The sequence below is a fragment of the Paenibacillus marchantiophytorum genome, assembly GCF_014640555.1.
GTDB lineage: Bacteria > Bacillota > Bacilli > Paenibacillales > NBRC-103111 > Paenibacillus_E > Paenibacillus_E marchantiophytorum.
On the sequence record NZ_BMHE01000025.1, the window covers coordinates 55724 to 73372 of the forward strand.

Below are 17649 nucleotides of genomic sequence, written 5' to 3' on the forward strand. Positions count from 1 at the left end.
TATCTATTAATAATCCGACCGACGGTCTATTATAGAGTATGACAATTCTTAATTATTGTCAATCATCATACAAAATAAAAGTTTGGATACAAAGCAAAACACCCTCCACAAATGCAAAGGGCGTGAATTGCCTCCTGTGCAGCGGATGGTGCAGACAAATTTATAATAGCGAACTTACGAACTTCACCTCCGGAAAGCGGCTATCCGGTCCTTTCATTAAGATTCCGCCTTGATTTTTCAAATACTTATCGAAGAAATCCAGCATATAGGCATTGATAACGGAGTTCGCTCTTTCGGGCGCAATCTTTCCTGTAATGCCTAGCATTTTGAAAATCGGAGAAATGAACTGTACGTCCGCAAAATTCAAGTGCTCCGTATTTTTGATATAAAGGACTTGTCCTCCTTCGTCGAGCGTTTCGCGCATCCGTTTAAGCTCCAACTTTTTGTCTTCCGTTACTTGATCCATCCAGTCTTTTGTGTTGCCCATACGTTTAAGCTCTGCCTCCGTGTACGTGTGGTTATTCATCACCAACTTTAATTTTTCGAATTCGCTTTCCGAATTGATGAACAAAAACGGCTTTCGCAGACCCTCTCTGTCACGCAGTCGATAAAGCCCTCCATCCAAGTCTATTCCAACCGCGATTCGCGGATCGTAAGAAGCGTCATAAGACGTCGCTCCGCCGATGGAATGACCGAACACCCCGACATGACCAAGATCAATCCTCCCTTGTAGATGACTTGGAATCTGCCCCGATTGGATGATCTCGAATTGGTCCAGCGTAAACGCCACATCGCCGGTTAAAACTATTCCCAACTTGTCGCGATTTCCGCTTTCCGTCCGGTAATCATGGTCGGGCGAGAATAAGTCGTTAGTTGAGAGGGTCGTGATTCGACCGTCCGGAAACTCGGTTGCAAATGTATTGTAGGTGTGGTCGATCACTGCCACGATATATCCATGACTCGCCAGATTTTCGGCTTGCGACGTGTGGAGGAACCTGGAAGAGCCGAAGCCGGGATTCGCAAGGATCAGCGGGTATGAAGTCTGTGCCGAAGAGACTTCGGCTTCCGAATATGCATGACTGGATACGTACTTCAGGTGCCCAAAAGTAAACCCAGGAAGGCCATAGTTCGCGGCCATATAAGGTAAAATCTGGGCATCAGGAATAAAGGGAGCGTACTTGCCGGTGCCAGCTTGAGCCGGATACCATACCTGAACCATCAATTCTCTCTTACCATTTCTAGCTTTGTCGAAAATCTCTTCTCTATTTGTATCCACGAAATGAAAAGTTTGCGTTCCTACCTTAAATTCGCCTGTCGGTTCAGGTAGTTTACATACAGGAAAAGCATACATGAGACCCGCTGTTACGACCAGCATTAATGCTATAGCGGTATAAGCTGAACCCAATATAAATCGCGGGATTTTTTGGGGGCCGGTTTTTCTGAAATAGCTATAACCTGAAATGGCTAAAAAAATGATCGTTATGCCATATGGGATAAATAGCTGAACTCTGTATCCTTCCACCGTCCAATGAATGACCAGTAAAAGTGTGGCGATCCCGCTTGCAACGAATACTGGAATCCTACGCCGTCCTTTTTTTAATAGGACTGTTAAAGCAAACAAGCCGATGTTTGACAAAAAAAGCAACAGTTCAAACAGCCTCATCTCGATTCTCCTTTTAAAAAAATTCTATTTTCGTTCGTTCCAATCTTATCCCGCCAGACTGGCCTAAGCTATCGATTTGCCTTACATCTACCTTACAATTTTGTAATTCGAACTTGCAGTATTGGAAGACTCGTAGAACGGTTTCTTCTAAGCTTGAAAGAGTGCCGCTTCAGGTTATAATAGATTACGACGTAACCTAAACTAGCCTATTCAAACCATAGAAGCACAGTAAGTTCCAATCGCTCTTCGGCGAAGGGATGCTGGTGTTTTTTTAAATCAGAAAAGGAGCAAAGTCCTATGTTTAGTATCCTGATTGTAGAAGACGATCTTAAGCTGGCGCAGCTGCTTCAATCATATATGGAGAAATACGGGTACCTGGCTGAAGCAGTCCAGGAGTTCGACCGAGTTATGGAGGTGTTCCAGGGCATTCGTCCGGATCTCGTGCTGCTCGACGTCAATCTGCCCCGTTACGACGGCTATTACTGGTGCAGGCAAATCCGAACGGTCTCCACCTGCCCGATTCTGTTTATCTCCGCCCGCGACGGCAAGATGGAGCAGGTCATGGCGCTGGAGAACGGGGCGGACGATTATATCGCCAAGCCCTTCGATTATGAAGTGGTAATGGCCAAGATCAAGAGCCAGCTTCGCCGTGCTTACGGCTCATACGCCCTGGGCAAGAGGGAACGGACCGTGGAATGCACAGGACTCGTGTTGTATCCCGAAAGGCTTGAGCTGACCTTATCCGGCAAAAGCGTAGATCTCAGCCATAAAGAATCCTTACTGATGGAAACACTGATGGAAAGCAGCTTCAAGGTGGTCAGCCGTGATTGGCTTCTGGACAAGCTGTGGGACGGTCAACAGTTAGTAGACGACAACACGCTTAATGTCAATATCACGCGCATCCGCAAAAAATTAGCCGAGCTCGGCATTGAAGAAGCGTTGGAAACCGTGCGGGGAGCCGGGTATAAACTGCGGCCTTTCTGGAGGGAGGAGCCATGAGGCTGTTTTGGAGAGAGCATATTCCATTAGTGCTCATGTATGCCGGACAGCTTCTGCTGACTGTTTATATGTGCCGCTTATCCGGTTTCCGTAATACCTTCGATCTTGTGTACATCTGCATGGTAAATACGGCCTTGTTCGCCTTTTATTTGATATACCGTTATATCCGTCATTTTCGATTTTATCGGAGACTGACGCGTCCTCTTGCGTCAATTGACGAATCGGCCGAATTTGTCGGGAACGCACCGCTCGCGGATGCACTTGGGCATCTGCTCCAGGGGAAGTATCGTCTTTATCAGAACGATATTGGGCGATACCGTAAGAAACTAAATGATCACATCACCTTTATCAATCAGTGGGTACACCAGATGAAAACCCCGCTATCTGTTATGCACCTTGCGGTTCAGAAAGAAACCGACCCCTTCTTTGACAGTATGCGAGAGGAAATAGACAAGCTGAAGAAGGGGCTTGACACGGTGCTGTATACCTCACGATTGGATGCGTTCGAGCAGGATTTCGTGGCGGAGCCGGTGCATCTTCGTCAACTGGTCGGGAAAGTGGCGGCTGAACACAAAAATTTATTTATCCGCAGTAAGATCTTCCCGGAAATCCAGGTGGATGACCGATTAATGATCATGTCCGATGACAAGTGGCTTGCCTTCGCACTCGGCCAGTTAATCACCAATGCGGTAAGGTATTCGGCCGGCGCAAGCAGCCGCATCATGATTACCTCTGATGTGCGCGGACAGCGAGCCGCTCTTGAGATTCGGGACAACGGCGCCGGCATCCCGAAACAGGATATCAAGCGGGTGTTCGACGCGTATTTTACAGGGGAAAACGGAAGACGGTTCGGCGAATCCACCGGCATGGGGCTCTACCTGGTTCAGGAGATCGCCTCGCGGCTTGATCATCGCGTCGAGCTTGAATCCGAGCAGGGTCAAGGAACAGCAGTACGTATATGGATGGGAATCGCGCATGTTCAAGCTCCATGAACATGCTTTGTTTTTATTACAACATTGTAAGATTTGTTTAAGAATAATCGATGGGATAGCGACCCAGGGTCGGTTATGATGATGCGAGAGAGCCTTGGAGATTCGAAATTCCGACCGTATGAAAGGAAGAATACTTGATATGGATATGTTAATCGTGCGCAATCTGGGAAAAGTTTATGATGGCAGCATCGCGTATAGGGCGATGAGCGACATGAACCTGGTTGTCGAGAAAGGCGAGTTTGTCGGCATTATGGGTCCTTCAGGCAGCGGCAAAACAACGCTGCTGAACGTAGTATCCACAATCGACACACCTACCTCCGGGGAAGTGTTGATTAATGGGGAAGACCCCCATTTGTTATCGAAACACGATTTGGCCCTGTTCCGCAGACGGAAGCTGGGCTTTGTCTTTCAGGATTTTAATTTGCTAGATACGCTGACCATCGGGGAAAATATCATTCTCCCTCTTACGCTGGATGGGAGAAGCGTGAAGGAGATGGACGCCAAGCTTCATCTGGTGGCCGAAAAACTGGGCATCACCGAGATTCTGAATAAACGAACCTATGAAGTGTCGGGAGGGCAACGGCAGAGGGCCGCCATTGCAAGGGCCATCATTCATTCCCCTTCATTGCTGCTGGCCGATGAGCCGACGGGAAATCTCGATTCCAAATCCTCACGTGATGTAATGGAAACGATGGAGGCTATCAACCATACTGATCATACGACCATGCTGCTGGTCACCCATGACGCTCTCGCGGCTAGCTACTGCCACCGGGTCGTATTCATCAAGGACGGTCGGCTCTATAATGAATTCTACCGGGGGAACAACCGGCAAGCTTTCTTCCAACAGATTATCGATATGCTTTCGCTAATGGGAGGGAATGCACATGAGCTTTCACCGCTTCGTGTCAATTAAGAGGAGTTCCCAGCTTATCCTGTCCATAATGACCATTACGGTTATGGGTAGGGAGGGTCAATAAATGACGTTGCGACAATTTGCCTTCCGCAATGTTAGCCGGAACAAACGAACGTATGCCGCTTTTTTTCTGAGCAGCACGTTTTCGGTGATGATCTTTTTTATTTATGCGGTTTTTATTTTTCATCCTGCAATTAAAAATTCCGGTTTCAACTGGTCGGCGGTTGAGGCAATGACGGTTGCGGAATATATCGTCTACGTGTTCTCCATCTTCTTCGTATTCTATTCCGTCAGTGCCTTCCTGAAATCCCGCAAACGGGAATTCGGCGTGCTCATCATGCTCGGCATGACCTACAATCAGCTGCGACGGATAGTCTTTATCGAAAGCATGGTGATCGGTTTCGCTTCCATTGTGGCAGGTCTTGCCGCCGGCATGCTGTTCGCCAAGCTATTCATGATGATCGGAGCCGATGTGATGCAGATGAGCCCGCTGCCATACTACATGCCAAGCAAAGCAATTCTGCTCACTCTGTCCGCATTCGTGCTGTTGTTTCTCGTCATCTCCGCGTTCACTGCCGCATTCGTACAGGCCAGTAAGCCGATCGATCTGCTGAAAGGCGGCGCCAAACCGAAGCCTGAACCTAAATCATCCGTTTTTCTTGCAAATACAGCGTTCTGCCTTCTGCTTGCCGGATACGCCATATCGTTCCTGGTTAAAGGTGTCAAGGTCGTTTTCGCTCTTTTGCCGGTCACGATCATAGTCATCATCGGCACTTACCTTTTGTATACACAGTTGAGCGTGTTTGTGATTCGCACTTTAAGAAGCAACCGCTCTGTCTTTTTGCGCAAAACGAATGTGCTCGTTTTTTCCGATATGGCTTACCGTATGAAGGACAACGCCCGCATGTTCTTTCTCGTGACGATCGTTTCGACAGTCGCCATTTGCGCCATGGGCGGCTTAATGGGATTTCTGGAGACAATCCACAAACAAATCTCAGATGCGTACCCGTTCTCCTATAATTACATCCAAACCACCGGTGATGTCGGGCAAGCAGCCTATCATACGAAAATAATCGAACAAGTGCTCAAAGAACGGGGAATTCGTTATGATAAATTGTCCCTCCATGTAGTCAGTTTCGATTCTGTAAATGGACAATCACTGAACTTCATCCGCCTGTCCGAGTATACCAAGCTTGCCCAAGCCTTGGATTATCCAGTACTGTCGCTGCAGGGAAATGAAGCAGCGACCATCTGGACCATGAAAAACCGGCCGTTTCCGGAACGCGATTGGTCAGTAAAGGGAACATCCATCACATTGAGTATGAAACAAACCGTTGGAAAGGCGGTCACGCCTCCCATTATCGATGAACCGCTGTTGATCGTTCAGGATTGGATGCTTGACTCCTTTGGCATTCCCAATAAAGAACAGATTTTGACCGCTTACGATACGGACAGCAACGATTCAACGGCGGAGACGGGGGAGGCCATCGCTGGGCAGCTCGGATATGCACAAACCTCCGGTTTTTGGTTCGCATCTCCTGCCTATTTGGAGGAACAGATGAAGCGGACCTATCATCTGATGCTTTTCGTCGGGTTGTTTGTCAGTTGCGTATTTTTTCTTGCATCGGGAAGCTTTCTATATTTCCGGCTGTTTACCGACCTGAACGATGACAAAATGAAGTACCGTTCCATAACGAAGATCGGGTTGACCGACAAGGAGCTTGAGAAGGTGGTGAGTCTACAGATGGCACTGTTGTTTTTCGTACCGCTCGCGGTCGCGCTCATCCACAGCTCGGTTGCGCTCTACGCTCTGCATAACCTGCTCCATTCGCCGGTCGTTCATTCGACCATTACGGTCTGCATCGTTTTCCTTGCCGCGCAATTCCTGTACTTTCTACTGATCCGTGCCCGTTATTTAAAGCATTTGAAACAATCAGCGAGCTCTAACTGATTGCCGCTATTTCTGAAAGGACCGTCGGCTATTTTGGGGTGGATTTAAGGGGTTCTCCCTTTTTAGTTGACGTCTACCGCAGGCCTCTTTGTTTTGGGGGTTTTCGGTCTTGAGTGGCATCTAATGAACTGTAGGATGCTTATAGAAGAGAAAATGGCTACTTTGGAGATTTAATGAACTGGATTGGCGTTACCCGGTACTTTTTTGCCCGAATTGTTATCCATTTCTTGGAATAACACATATGGCATTCATTAGATTTTCAGAATGAGCGATTTTGGCTGAATAAAGGGTATTGGGTTCGTAAGTGAGTATACAGGGATTTCCCCGATACCATTTGAATTCTTCGTTTCCTATGGAGACGAAACAGGATTAAAAACACTCAGTTCCAATCAGCAGGTGTTACACGTACGAAAGACGGTACTATTATTGGTGGAGTTCGACATCAATTCAAAAATACAACCAATGGAGTTGAAGCAAAAGCTTCTGTTGAATTTGTAGTCCAAAATAAGAAATTGATGTTCCCAATTAGTTTCGAGTGACTTAGAGACATTAGAATAGATTCTGCTTTTATGTCATTAATTGAACCCATTTTTTTCTATTGTCTTTCGTTATTATGAAGAGTTCATGATACATTCCAGAACAGCTACGTTTTCTAGGGTTGGAGATCTTAAAGCTTCCCCGAATAATAACCCAACCTCAGACTTAACACTCCAAATACTAGAAGCACAAATAATGACAATATCCAATCAATGTTCCTACAAAAATCCTTCCGGCCGTATTATTGTCTCTGTACGAAAGAGACGTGAAAAACTACAATGAATTCAGAATTGATATCGCTTACAAACAATTAAAATAGGAGGTCAACAAATCGTCTTTTTGATTGAAAACGAGAAAAATGAGCACGCATTGACACTTTGGACGATTGCAAAATAAAGGCTGTCGATGCCGGAATGGCAGGGGGTGATTCGAACAAAACTCCTACTGGCCTGCTAATCAGAACAGTTTCAAACCGTTAACTGTCGGCTTGCTAAGCTTCTTCGTTAGCGTCGGTGTATCAGACTGGGGACTTATTGGTGCAACGATGGTGCTCTCGAGTTTACCTATGATTATTGTATATATGATAGGTAATGAAAAGATTGAAAATGCATTGACGGCAGGAGCTATTTTGAAGTAAGAGGAATAGGCGTATGACAATACTATGTTCTGACAACTTATATAAGATTTAAAGGAAACTGCTTATTATCAGTCAAGACTGATGAGAAAGCGGTTTTCTTTGTAAATGAAAAGGAAAAATTACCTTATAATCGTCTACTTATCTTAGATTATTAGAATTATCATAACGCTTTCATTGTTTTATGATAAGGATGTAAAGAAAAAGCACATCAAAAGGATTCCAAAAATTCGGAAGAAGCGAAAAAGTTCGTTGATTGGTTTATTAATGATAAAGAGGTTGGACAAACACTTAGTCTCGTACGAGGTGTTCCCGTATCCAAAGCAGTATTGGAAGATCTACAACCTTCGCTAAATGAAGCTAATAAAGCCCAGGTGGATATCATCAGCAAGGCAGCTCCTGTGGCAAACTTATTTTCCAGCAGACCCAAAGGTTACGGCGCATGGACAGATGAATGGACCAAAGTTTCCCAAGCTGTAGGTTTCGGTAAAATGACACCAGAACAAGGCTTCGATGAGTTAAAGAAAAAATGGGATGAAATTATTAAATTATAATGTAAGCGTAACAGAGGTCTTATGGAATTCCGCCGCAGCGCGGCTGAAGGTATTCAAGCATTTCGAGGGAAGGTTTGCTTTGTAAAGTACAAAGGCTACTCGGCCGGGAAGGAATCCCACGGGTAGCCTTTTTGGTGTTTTGTCAAGTGACAAGTTGGGGATGCAGAATTACAAATTGAATCTTACAGTGAACGTTGTTCAATAATTATGATTGACCCTGATGTAGAAGTTTTAAGAAATATTTTATTTTTACCCCCAGTTCTTTTTAAACAGTTTTCCTTATCCTAGAGCTAATGAATGGTAGGAGGATACTCAGAATGAAGAAGTGGGTTTTTGGGATTGCTATAATTTTACTGCCACAATTGAACGAACTTAAAGAGTCTGAGCCTTGGCATTTCCGCTACGTTGGTTTGCCGCACAGTGCAATTATGCAGGAACACATGGGGTATGCATTCAATGGCTGAAATGATCCGAAGCTTTCGATTTAAAATGATTCAATTCTTTGGTCTCAGTATTCTTTTATCCGCTGCCGTTACCTATATGCTCTATAAAGTTCTCCAACTCTATTACTATACGACCAAGTGGGAGAATCCATTGACGAGAGTCCGGTATTTCATAAGAGATATTGGTGATGTTAACTTCTTTTTGCTTATTTTTATTCCGCTCTCGATTTTGTACTTCTTTCTTCTCACCAAAAGATACGCAGCTTATTTCCAAGAAATATCAAAAGGAATTAAACAGCTTGCGAATGGTGATTTCAACAGTCGTATATCAATTCCATCCAAAGATGAATTTAGTGATATTGCGGAAGATATAAATATGGCCAGCGAAAAATTGCAGCAAGCCTTGGAAAGAGGAGATTTTGCAGAAAACAGCAAGGAACAATTGGTTTTGAATTTGGCTCATGATTTGCGTACACCGCTGACTTCGGTTTTAGGCTATTTGGATTTCATTCTGAAGGACGATCAGTTGACTGAAGAACAAATCAAGCACTATTCGAGCATTGCATATACCAAGTCTCAACGTTTAGAAAAGCTCATTGACGAGCTCTTCGAAATCACTCGCATGAACTATGGCAAGCTTAGCATTGAAAAAAAGCAAATCGATCTGAGCGAGCTGCTCATCCAGCTGAATGAGGAGTTATACCCTGCATTTGAGAAAACGAACCTAATAACCCGTTTGAATGTGATTCCACATTTGACTGTTTGGGGTGATGGTGAGCTATTGGCACGCGTATTTGAAAATCTGTTGACGAACGCCATACGTTATGGAAAAGATGGCCAGTTTATTGATATTAATTGCCATATTGAAGCAGAAGATGTGGCCGTTCAAGTGGTCAATTATGGAGATTGCATTCCTCCAGATGAGTTGCCTCATATCTTCGATATGTTTGTTAACGGCGATCAATCACGAACAGCTCGTGAGGGCAGCTCTGGTATTGGTTTGTCTATTGCGAAGAATATTGTAGCGCAGCATCAAGGTGAAATTACGGCCAAGAGCACAGTGATTTGTACGCTTTTTGAAGTTCGTCTTCCGCAAAATTTGGTAACCTAAGGTTTGGGGTAATTATTGAGCTGATATTTCATGAAAATTATATCTTTTACCTGGGAGGTTGTAGTCAAGTGATGGTAAAGTGATGATGATTATATATGATGAGTCCACAGCATTCTTTAGCGAACAAAAGTCTGCGGAGGAAGTAGCCAAGCTAATCCAGAGGATATAGATTTTTTTTGTACGCATTTTTCCATTAAGAACAAAGGTTCGCATTTTTCCTTTTCTTATGAGCAAATATTTTGTATGATAAAAGAGAAGTGAATGATAGAGGAGGAGTTTGGATGTATCGACAAGTGGATGATTTTTCAATGGAATGAGCAGTTGCTGTGAAAGGGACATTGCAAGTATTACAAGCCGTAACAGATGACAAATTAGGACAAAGTATTTTGGAAGGGCATAGTACACTAGGTTGGTTAGGCTGGCATTTAGTAGAAACAACAGGTTATTTTAGTCATTTAGCAGGTTTAACTGTACCAATGATTGGTCAAGATGAACCAGCTCCAGCGACAGCAAGAGAAATTGTAGCAACTTACGAAAAAGCAGCAGAGGCAGTCAAGGAAGAGGTAGCCAAGCTATCCGATGAGGACTTGCTAACAGAAACAGGCATTGCAAGTCTTGCAACAAAAGGCGCAGTATTACGTTTCTTAATTGACCACCAAACACATCACCGCGGCCAAATGATGCTGCTATTACGACAAGCAGGCTTACCAGTACCGCCTGTGATGGATCCAACAAAATAAATGCAATAACGAAAAGATGCCTTCCTTGGTAGTGACTTCTTAAAGTTAGCGTTTTTATTATACGGCTGATTGGTCGGTTTGAGTTCGGTATTACATTGGACTCAAGCCAGCCAATAAAAAGTACAAGAAACACCATCAGCGAGTACGTGAAATAAATTTTCCTCCACGCCTTCTTTTTCTTTTCCCCTCCAGCCTCCACTGTAATATAATAAAAAAACTTAACTAGAGGTAGGTGCGAACAAACATGATTCAATTAACAAACCGCCAGGCACGGCAATTTCTGTTGTTGAAGCATGGACTTTTGGGCAAATATAAATTTAGTGGGAAGCAGGGCGTATTGGATTTTGCTCGGCAGGTCAACTGTATTCAATACGACCCCATCGATGTTTGCGGAAAAAACGCCGAATTGGTGCTACAGTCGCGAATTAAGGGATTTACCAAGGGAATGCTCGCCGAGTTGCTTTATGAGGATAGAAGCCTTGTCGATTATCCCGACAAGAACCTGGCCATTATCCCTGTCGAGGACTGGCCGTATTTTGAGCGATACAGGCAAGCCGCCCGACAACATGCCGAACGCTATCCCGAAATGGAAGCGTTGACAGCGCAAGTACGGGCTCATATCCAAAATCACGGTGCGCTAAGTTCGAATGATTTAAAATTGGATGGAGATTTCTCTTGGCAATCGGTCATCCATTGGAGCGGTGGAAACAATTCATCTCGATCGGTGCTGGAACAGATGTATTCGACGGGTGAGTTGATTATCCATCATAAAAAAGGAACGCGTAAATATTACGATATCGCCAAGAAGTACATACAGCCAAATCTACTGAATGCATCAGAACCGTTGGAGGATGAGCTTGAGCATCATAAGTGGCGGGTACTGCGTCGAATTAGCTCTGTTGGTCTCTTATGGAATCGTGCGTCAGATGCATGGCTGAACATATGGGGGTTGAAAGCAGCACAGCGTAACGAAGTTTTCCGCCAGCTATTACACGAAGCTTGCATTGTTGCTGTTGCCGTGGAACAAATGAAGGATATGCTGTACTGCCTCGCGGAGGATTTACCGCTTATTGAAGCCGTTCTGCAAAATCAGGAGCCGAAATTGCGTTGCGAGCTTATTGCCCCGCTAGATAATTTCATATGGGACAGAAAACTTATCAACGAATTGTTTGACTTCGATTACACCTGGGAGATTTACACTCCTGCAATCAAACGAAAATTCGGCTATTATGTACTGCCTCTATTATATGGAGAGAGCTTCATTGGACGAGCCGAGATAATCGCGGAGCGAAAAACTGGAACGCTCGTTGTTAAAAACATCTGGTACGAGAACGGTGTAAAGCAAACAACACAATTGCGAACGGCCTTGAACAGTTGTTTCCAAAAGTTTGCGTTATTCAACGGGTGTGAGACGATTTCGGCAGATTCTATGAACTGATATTTTCTGTATTTGTATAGAGATAATAAAGTTGTTTAATTCGTTGCCGAATCTTCAACTTTTGCCCCTTACCCTAATTCTAGCTAGCACGCTGGTTTTTCGCTTGAGAATGCGAATGGTGTTGTTCATTGCACCCTTATAAATATAACATAATTAAGACTCACTATTAATAGGATTTCGGGGAATCCGGATGCTTCTCATAAGCCAGGGCAACCTGATAGTTAAATTCTTCAACCATTCGGTCGACGTAGCGACGATAGGTCGGCAGCAGCATGTCATTACGAGCAACAAGTTTCATAGACCGCATAGAAACGTTCGTAAAGTGCCCGGCATGAATGTGTGAGCTGCGTTCGCGGAGCCGTTTGACAAACGGCTTAGCCGCAGTAATAATGGCTTGGAGTTCGTTACGCAAAGCTTGTCGTTGATCCATGAAAATTTACCTCCAAGAGGGAATGGAACTTTTAGGAGCAAAAGTTACAAAAAAGTCTGACCACAGATGTCGAGTGACAAGAACATTATCTCATTAATTACCGCGTAAATCGCGGTTTTTTTATTTTATGGGATCAAGTTCTTGTCACGAGCCAATGACAAGAACTTGATCCCATCCCCAATTTTGACAAGATCTTGATCTCATTCCCGACAGATGGGTTCGGGAGTGAATGAGGTGGATATAGAAATACCTGGAAAGGATACCCTATGATTGAACTAACGGGCAGATTAATGCAATAGTATCCTGTCGCCGTATCGGCATTATATTCGTGTTCAATGTGATCTAACCATTTGATATGTATGGCCCATTAAAAAAGTGCCGAACGATAAATTCGACATCAGGAGACAATATTACGCAGCCGTATGTGTTTCATTTTTTCAAAACGAAGGAAGATAGCGTTCTACGACCTTTTGGAAACACACCGGGACGAAACGCTTCTGTCGATGCAGGCTTTCACGACGGCTGAGCCGTTCATTCGTCAAAAGGTTCAAGAAGGCTTTGCTTATATTCTTCATCAGGTGGTATAGGAAAAATTCGAGCAAGCTCAGATTCCCCATCCCGGATTTCAGGCGTCTAGCTTCATTGGCTTCGGGATGGCTGCGGTAATTTCAGAGGTATTAGAATTACCAGAGTTTTCACCTTACTGTGAGAAGGAATAACAAACCTTTTCCTATTTTGATTACATTCATTATTTATTAATAACGAAATGTTAAGGGAGATGAATCTCAATGGCGAAAGTAATACCGGGAAGATACACAGCTCGTATGGAGGGGGATTTCGTCGTCTTCCTAATCGGCATGCGCGTCAATCGGATCTGGGCAGTACACAAATGGTTACCGGTATTTCTGGCAATGGGACCCATGCTGCGGGAACTTTACACGAATCGTAAGCTCGGTTTCCGTGGCACGGAGTTCATGCTGGGCTGGCGCAGCGTCCATCTGCTCCAATATTGGGATTCTTATGAGCAACTGGAGGTGTATGCCCGCGGAGGGCAGCATCTTACCGCATGGCGAAATTTCAACCGCAAGGTCGGAACGGATGGAACAGTCGGAATCTACCATGAAACCTTTAAGATTCGAGCCGACGAGTATGAGTGCGTATACGGTAATATGCCGGTGTTTGGTCTTGCGAAGGCGTCGGAGCATATTCCGGCTGTTGGCAAAATGGAAACGTCGCGCCGCCGTATGGGAGGGGAGAATGAGCCCGCCGTGCGGACCCCGGTAAATCCACAATAATTGTCGTAGAGCTAACGAGAAACAATAGCAAAATCACCAAACAGAAAATAGCCTGCTGTTCTTATAAGCAGGCTATTCGTAATTAGCTTCGGTGAGTAATATTTCAATAATTTGCTCTTGAGATACTTTCACATTTTTATGTTATGTTGTCTAATTGGAAGCTAATTTCATTAATTAATTTTCTTCGATATACGCCTGGGGTAACGCCAGTAAACTTCTTAAATAACTTATGAAAATAAGGTAAGCTCTCATAACCGCAATTGTGGGCGATCGTATCAATACCTAAGTCGGTAGTTAAAAGCAGCTCCTTTGCAGTTGAAATTCGTTTGGCATTCACATAGTCGGTGATGTTCATCCCGGTTAGTTGTTTAAACACCCTAGATAAATGAGCGGCTGAGACTGAAGTGTGCTTAGCCAAATACGAAAGTCCAGCGATTTGTTCAGAGTGAAACTGATCTAAGTGTTGAAGTAAGTTTAGTAACCAGGGGGGGCCGATATCGGACGCGGCCAGTTGATGATGGGATTCTTTTAATATTAAACGATTAATGCTGATGAGAAGGCTATTTAAATGTAGTTGAACTGCGTATCTAAAACCAGCTTCGTGTCGTTCCAATTCTTCATGCATTTGTTTGAGTTTTTCTTCGAGATGAGGGCGCAAGGCTGCTGGGACAACAAGCTTATAGCTCTTATATTTTCGGGCTCGCTCAAAAACTTGCCTATTCGTAAACGAATCACCTGCTGAATAATGTCCGATCAGTTGCGAATCAAAATAGACAGCGGTGGCAGTAATTGGAAATTCAGAATCTGGCAATGCCTGATGAACGGTATTTCCAGGAATGATGAAGAGGTCTCCTTCATTCATCTCATAGAGCATTTGGTTTAAGAAAAACGTACCTTTTCCACTATAAACATAAACCAATTCAAAGCGATCATGAAGATGCTCTGGTAGTTCACGATTTGGTGTCTTTTTGTCCTTAAATACAATGTCAAATGGTAAGAGGTGGTCGTTAATAAAGTTCTTTATAAGCGGTTTTTGCATGTTTCGGACCTCCCCAGATCATCTCACATCGTTATTTTTCTTATTTATAGAATATCAAAATAGAGTATGTTTTTGCAAAGGTAAAGAATTAACAAATGCCATATTCTTGATACAATATTAGTGAGCAGCACTAACCTTGAAAAAACTCAATTTATTCTATAAGTTCGGAAAATCTCATTAAAGGAGCCAGTCATCGATGGACGTCGTTTACCAATTTGAAGAAGTAGCGAGACTTCCCTTGCCCGGGGATAACTGCGCCGTTGCGATTCACCAATTGAACTCCGGTACCGTCATTCAGTATGAAGGCCAATTCCTCGTCTTGGATTACACGGTTATGGAAGGCCATCGATTCGCGGTGAAAGCGATTGCTCCTGGCGAAGATCTGCTTTCGTGGCATTTGCCTTTCGGTGTTGCGATTCAGCCGATTCAGCCCGGTCATTACGTGATCAACAAAACCGTACGGGAAGCGCTCAGTGTACGCCAGTTGACATACGCGGTGCCGGTGGAGCCCAATTTTGCTGATCAAGTTTCTCCCTATATCCTTGACGAGGAGAACTTCCAGCCGGCTCAGGCATCGCCAACTTATGAGGATACGCGTACGTTCATGGGATATCGCCGCCATGAAGATCGCGGGGTTGGCACCCGGAACTACATCGTACTGCTTGGCACCACCTCGCACACGGGGAGCTACGTGAATGAGCTTGCCACTCGTCTGCAAGGCGAATGGAAGAACGATTCGAATATAGATGGAATCGTTCCCGTCGCTCACACGGAGGGAGGTACAGAGAACCCGAATAATGTGGATTTGCTGCTGCGGACGCTCGCAGGTTTCATGGTCAACCCGAACGTCGGAGCCGTATTGGTTGTCGATTATGGCAATGAATCGGTTACGAACATGATGGTGGAGGCTTATGCACGCGAGCATAGCTATCCGATCGATGAAGTGCTGCATAAGTTCGTGTCGCTCACAGGCAGCTTCGAAGAGGAGCTGGTTAAAGGTGAAGCGATAGTACGGGAATGGTTGGGGGTGGTCAACACGATGCATCGGACGCCTGAATCCATCCGCCACTTGCGAATCGGCTTGCAGTGCGGCGGTTCGGACGCATTTTCCGGAGTATCCGCGAATCCGCTGCTCGGCTGGGTTTCGGAACAATTGGTGCGCTACGGCGGTGCGGCTAGTCTAGCCGAAACGGACGAGTTGATTGGCGCGGAGCCCTATGTCCTGTCGAAAGTACGCAACTTGGAAACCGCACGCAAATTTCTGGAACTTGTGAACCGATTTAAGGAGCGTACGTCCTGGCATGGCACCAGTGCGGAAGGTAACCCGTCAGGCGGCAACATGTATCGCGGCTTGTACAATATTTATCTCAAATCTATAGGCGCCGCGATGAAGAAAGACCCGACAACACGGATCGATTATGCAACGGAGTACGGGGAGATCATGAAGGATGGCGGTTACTATTTTATGGATAGCCCTGGTAATGACCTGGAGAGCATCGCCGGACAAATAGCCGCAGGCTGCAACCTGATCTTCTTTACAACAGGAAATGGTTCAATCACCAACTTCCCGTATGTACCTACGGTCAAGGTGGTCACGACAACTCGCCGCTTCCAATTACTTTCGAACGATATGGATGTGAACGCGGGGCAGTATCTGGAAGGCAAGTCGATGGATGAACTGGGCCAAGAGGTATTCGAGTTGGCGCTTCAAATTGCCTCTGGTCAGCGAAGCGTCGGGGAGAAGGCGGGCCATGCCCAAGTACAAATTTGGCGCAACTGGCAGCAGAACGATGCGAGTCAGCTGGAGACGCTGCTTCACACTCCTGTACCGACAGGAGCTCCGATAGCAATTGAAGATAATGCTGTAACGATGGCTAACTCGATCCAATTCGCCTTTACTCGGCATCGCAATCGGCTGTCCAGTGATCATATCGGCTTGATCGTGCCGACCAGTCTTTGTGCCGGACAGGTAGCGGGTATGATCACACGGCACTTGAACGAGCAAGGAGCAGGGAAGCCTGAGCTCTCGCGCTTTGTGACATTGGCGCACACAGAAGGCTGCGGCACGTCGGGGGGGCCAGCCGAATCGTTGTTTTCCCGCACGATGATTGGCTATATTACGCATCCGATGGTAGAGCATTGTTTGCTGCTGGAACATGGCTGCGAGAAAACGCATAACGACTACATGCGCCATCAGATGGATGTAATGGGTATCGATGCGAGCCGTCTTGGTTATGCCAGCATCCAGCTCGACGGGGGAATTGCCAAGGTGAGTGAGAAAGTTGAGGCCTGGTTCGCCGATCGATTAACTGCAGCCGATCCTGCGGAGAAGGTGACCGTCGGTCTGGAAGGGCTGCGCATCGGGATCGTAAGCGGTGGTGCCATTAACAAAGATGCCGGCGAGCAGTTGGGGCTACTAACCAAGATGATCGTCGGGGCCGGAGGCTTGGTCGTCGTTCCCGAGAACAGCGGATTGCTTGCCGAGGTTGCGTTCAGTCAGCATTTATTTAGCGCTTCTCAAGTTCGGCCGTCTATTGCCTATGGGGAACACGTCCGCCGAAACGGACTCCACATTATGGAGACTCCAACAACGCATGGCGTGGAGACGATTACAGGACTCGCCGCCACGGGTGTGGAATTAATAATCGCGCTGATCGGTGATCGTCCGATGCAGACGCATCCTTTCGTCCCCATGCTGCAAGTGACATCGGAACACGCTGTGGTGCATAACCATAAGCAAGATATCGATTTGGTACTCAAGGGCAACCCAAGCCTCTGGGTGAATCAAATTCTCGAACGCAGCAAAGAAATTCTGGAACATACTTATGTACCGCGTCTCTATCAACAAGGTAATATCGGTTTTCAAATGACACGCGGCTTTTTGGGTGTATCGTTATAATACTGACAATA

Annotated in this window: 14 protein-coding genes and 1 pseudogene; 12 read left to right on the forward strand and 3 right to left on the reverse strand. The window is 45.5% G+C overall.

The features are described from left to right. Positions 1–160: 160 nt before the first annotated feature. Complete coding sequence (locus IEY34_RS21495; protein ID WP_189014974.1) at positions 161–1663, reverse strand: alpha/beta hydrolase family protein; 1503 nt, start codon at positions 1661–1663, stop codon at positions 161–163. Positions 1664–1960: 297 nt separating this feature from the next. On the opposite strand from IEY34_RS21495, the gene IEY34_RS21500 reads away from it, so the two are divergent. The 10 genes and pseudogenes from IEY34_RS21500 to IEY34_RS21540 all read left to right on the forward strand — a co-directional run bounded on the left by IEY34_RS21500 (position 1961) and on the right by IEY34_RS21540 (position 11975). Continuing rightward, positions 1961–2662 carry a response regulator transcription factor gene (locus IEY34_RS21500; protein WP_189014976.1) on the forward strand — a complete coding sequence of 234 codons (702 nt, stop codon included), beginning with the start codon at positions 1961–1963 and terminating at the stop codon, positions 2660–2662. Continuing rightward, positions 2659–3654 carry a sensor histidine kinase gene (locus tag IEY34_RS21505; protein WP_189014978.1) on the forward strand — a complete coding sequence of 332 codons (996 nt, stop codon included), beginning with the start codon at positions 2659–2661 and terminating at the stop codon, positions 3652–3654. The genes IEY34_RS21500 and IEY34_RS21505 overlap by 4 nt, the downstream gene beginning before the upstream one ends. A 139-nt stretch (positions 3655–3793) precedes the next feature. Continuing rightward, on the forward strand, positions 3794–4567 hold the full coding sequence (locus IEY34_RS21510) for an ABC transporter ATP-binding protein (RefSeq protein WP_189014980.1): 774 nt from the start codon (positions 3794–3796) through the stop codon (positions 4565–4567). Between the two features lie 64 nt (positions 4568–4631). Then, entirely contained in the window at positions 4632–6518 is a 1887-nt protein-coding gene (locus tag IEY34_RS21515; RefSeq protein WP_189014982.1) for an FtsX-like permease family protein, read from the forward strand. A gap of 300 nt (positions 6519–6818) precedes the next feature. Continuing rightward, a pseudogene (locus IEY34_RS37895) lies at positions 6819–7012 on the forward strand (hypothetical protein); the annotation flags it as partial. Between the two features lie 1006 nt (positions 7013–8018). Then, positions 8019–8243 (forward strand): hypothetical protein, encoded by a 225-nt coding sequence (locus IEY34_RS21520; protein ID WP_189014983.1) that lies wholly within the window; start codon positions 8019–8021, stop codon positions 8241–8243. A gap of 317 nt (positions 8244–8560) precedes the next feature. Continuing rightward, complete coding sequence (locus tag IEY34_RS21525) at positions 8561–8707, forward strand: hypothetical protein (protein WP_189014984.1); 147 nt, start codon at positions 8561–8563, stop codon at positions 8705–8707. After that, positions 8700–9797: a HAMP domain-containing sensor histidine kinase gene (locus IEY34_RS21530; RefSeq protein ID WP_189014985.1), complete on the forward strand. Its 1098-nt coding sequence runs from the start codon at positions 8700–8702 to the stop codon at positions 9795–9797. Before IEY34_RS21525 ends, IEY34_RS21530 begins: the two co-directional genes overlap by 8 nt. A gap of 326 nt (positions 9798–10123) precedes the next feature. Continuing rightward, positions 10124–10537 (forward strand): DinB family protein, encoded by a 414-nt coding sequence (locus tag IEY34_RS21535; RefSeq protein ID WP_229757768.1) that lies wholly within the window; start codon positions 10124–10126, stop codon positions 10535–10537. Positions 10538–10781: 244 nt separating this feature from the next. Further along, positions 10782–11975: a winged helix-turn-helix domain-containing protein gene (locus tag IEY34_RS21540; protein WP_171650099.1), complete on the forward strand. Its 1194-nt coding sequence runs from the start codon at positions 10782–10784 to the stop codon at positions 11973–11975. 166 nt (positions 11976–12141) lie between these two features. Here IEY34_RS21540 and IEY34_RS21545 read toward each other — a convergent pair whose 3' ends face one another. Beyond that, positions 12142–12405 carry a hypothetical protein gene (locus IEY34_RS21545; RefSeq protein WP_189014986.1) on the reverse strand — a complete coding sequence of 88 codons (264 nt, stop codon included), beginning with the start codon at positions 12403–12405 and terminating at the stop codon, positions 12142–12144. 788 nt (positions 12406–13193) lie between these two features. Between IEY34_RS21545 and IEY34_RS21550 the strand changes: the two genes are divergently transcribed. Further along, positions 13194–13700, forward strand: a complete 507-nt coding sequence (locus IEY34_RS21550; protein ID WP_189014987.1) for a DUF4188 domain-containing protein — start codon at positions 13194–13196, stop codon at positions 13698–13700. 136 nt (positions 13701–13836) lie between these two features. Here IEY34_RS21550 and IEY34_RS21555 read toward each other — a convergent pair whose 3' ends face one another. Continuing rightward, on the reverse strand, positions 13837–14739 hold the full coding sequence (locus IEY34_RS21555; protein WP_189014988.1) for an AraC family transcriptional regulator: 903 nt from the start codon (positions 14737–14739) through the stop codon (positions 13837–13839). 196 nt (positions 14740–14935) lie between these two features. Here IEY34_RS21555 and IEY34_RS21560 point away from each other — a divergent pair, with 196 nt between their 5' ends. After that, positions 14936–17638, forward strand: coding sequence for a UxaA family hydrolase (locus IEY34_RS21560; RefSeq protein ID WP_189014989.1), 2703 nt, complete (start codon positions 14936–14938; stop codon positions 17636–17638). Positions 17639–17649: the final 11 nt, after the last annotated feature.

Bases quoted from the DNA above. Each gene is read 5' to 3' on its own strand.
- IEY34_RS21515 (WP_189014982.1), top strand. From the start codon at position 4,632: ATGACGTTGCGACAATTTGCCTTCCGCAATGTTAGCCGGAACAAACGA.
- IEY34_RS21510 (WP_189014980.1), top strand. From the start codon at position 3,794: ATGGATATGTTAATCGTGCGCAATCTGGGAAAAGTTTATGATGGCAGC.
- IEY34_RS21500 (WP_189014976.1), top strand. From the start codon at position 1,961: ATGTTTAGTATCCTGATTGTAGAAGACGATCTTAAGCTGGCGCAGCTG.
- IEY34_RS21555 (WP_189014988.1), bottom strand. From the start codon at position 14,739: ATGCAAAAACCGCTTATAAAGAACTTTATTAACGACCACCTCTTACCA.
- IEY34_RS21530 (WP_189014985.1), top strand. From the start codon at position 8,700: ATGGCTGAAATGATCCGAAGCTTTCGATTTAAAATGATTCAATTCTTT.
- IEY34_RS21560 (WP_189014989.1), top strand. From the start codon at position 14,936: ATGGACGTCGTTTACCAATTTGAAGAAGTAGCGAGACTTCCCTTGCCC.
- IEY34_RS21525 (WP_189014984.1), top strand. From the start codon at position 8,561: ATGAAGAAGTGGGTTTTTGGGATTGCTATAATTTTACTGCCACAATTG.
- IEY34_RS21495 (WP_189014974.1), bottom strand. From the start codon at position 1,663: ATGAGGCTGTTTGAACTGTTGCTTTTTTTGTCAAACATCGGCTTGTTT.
- IEY34_RS21550 (WP_189014987.1), top strand. From the start codon at position 13,194: ATGGCGAAAGTAATACCGGGAAGATACACAGCTCGTATGGAGGGGGAT.
- IEY34_RS21540 (WP_171650099.1), top strand. From the start codon at position 10,782: ATGATTCAATTAACAAACCGCCAGGCACGGCAATTTCTGTTGTTGAAG.
- IEY34_RS21505 (WP_189014978.1), top strand. From the start codon at position 2,659: ATGAGGCTGTTTTGGAGAGAGCATATTCCATTAGTGCTCATGTATGCC.
- IEY34_RS21545 (WP_189014986.1), bottom strand. From the start codon at position 12,405: ATGGATCAACGACAAGCTTTGCGTAACGAACTCCAAGCCATTATTACT.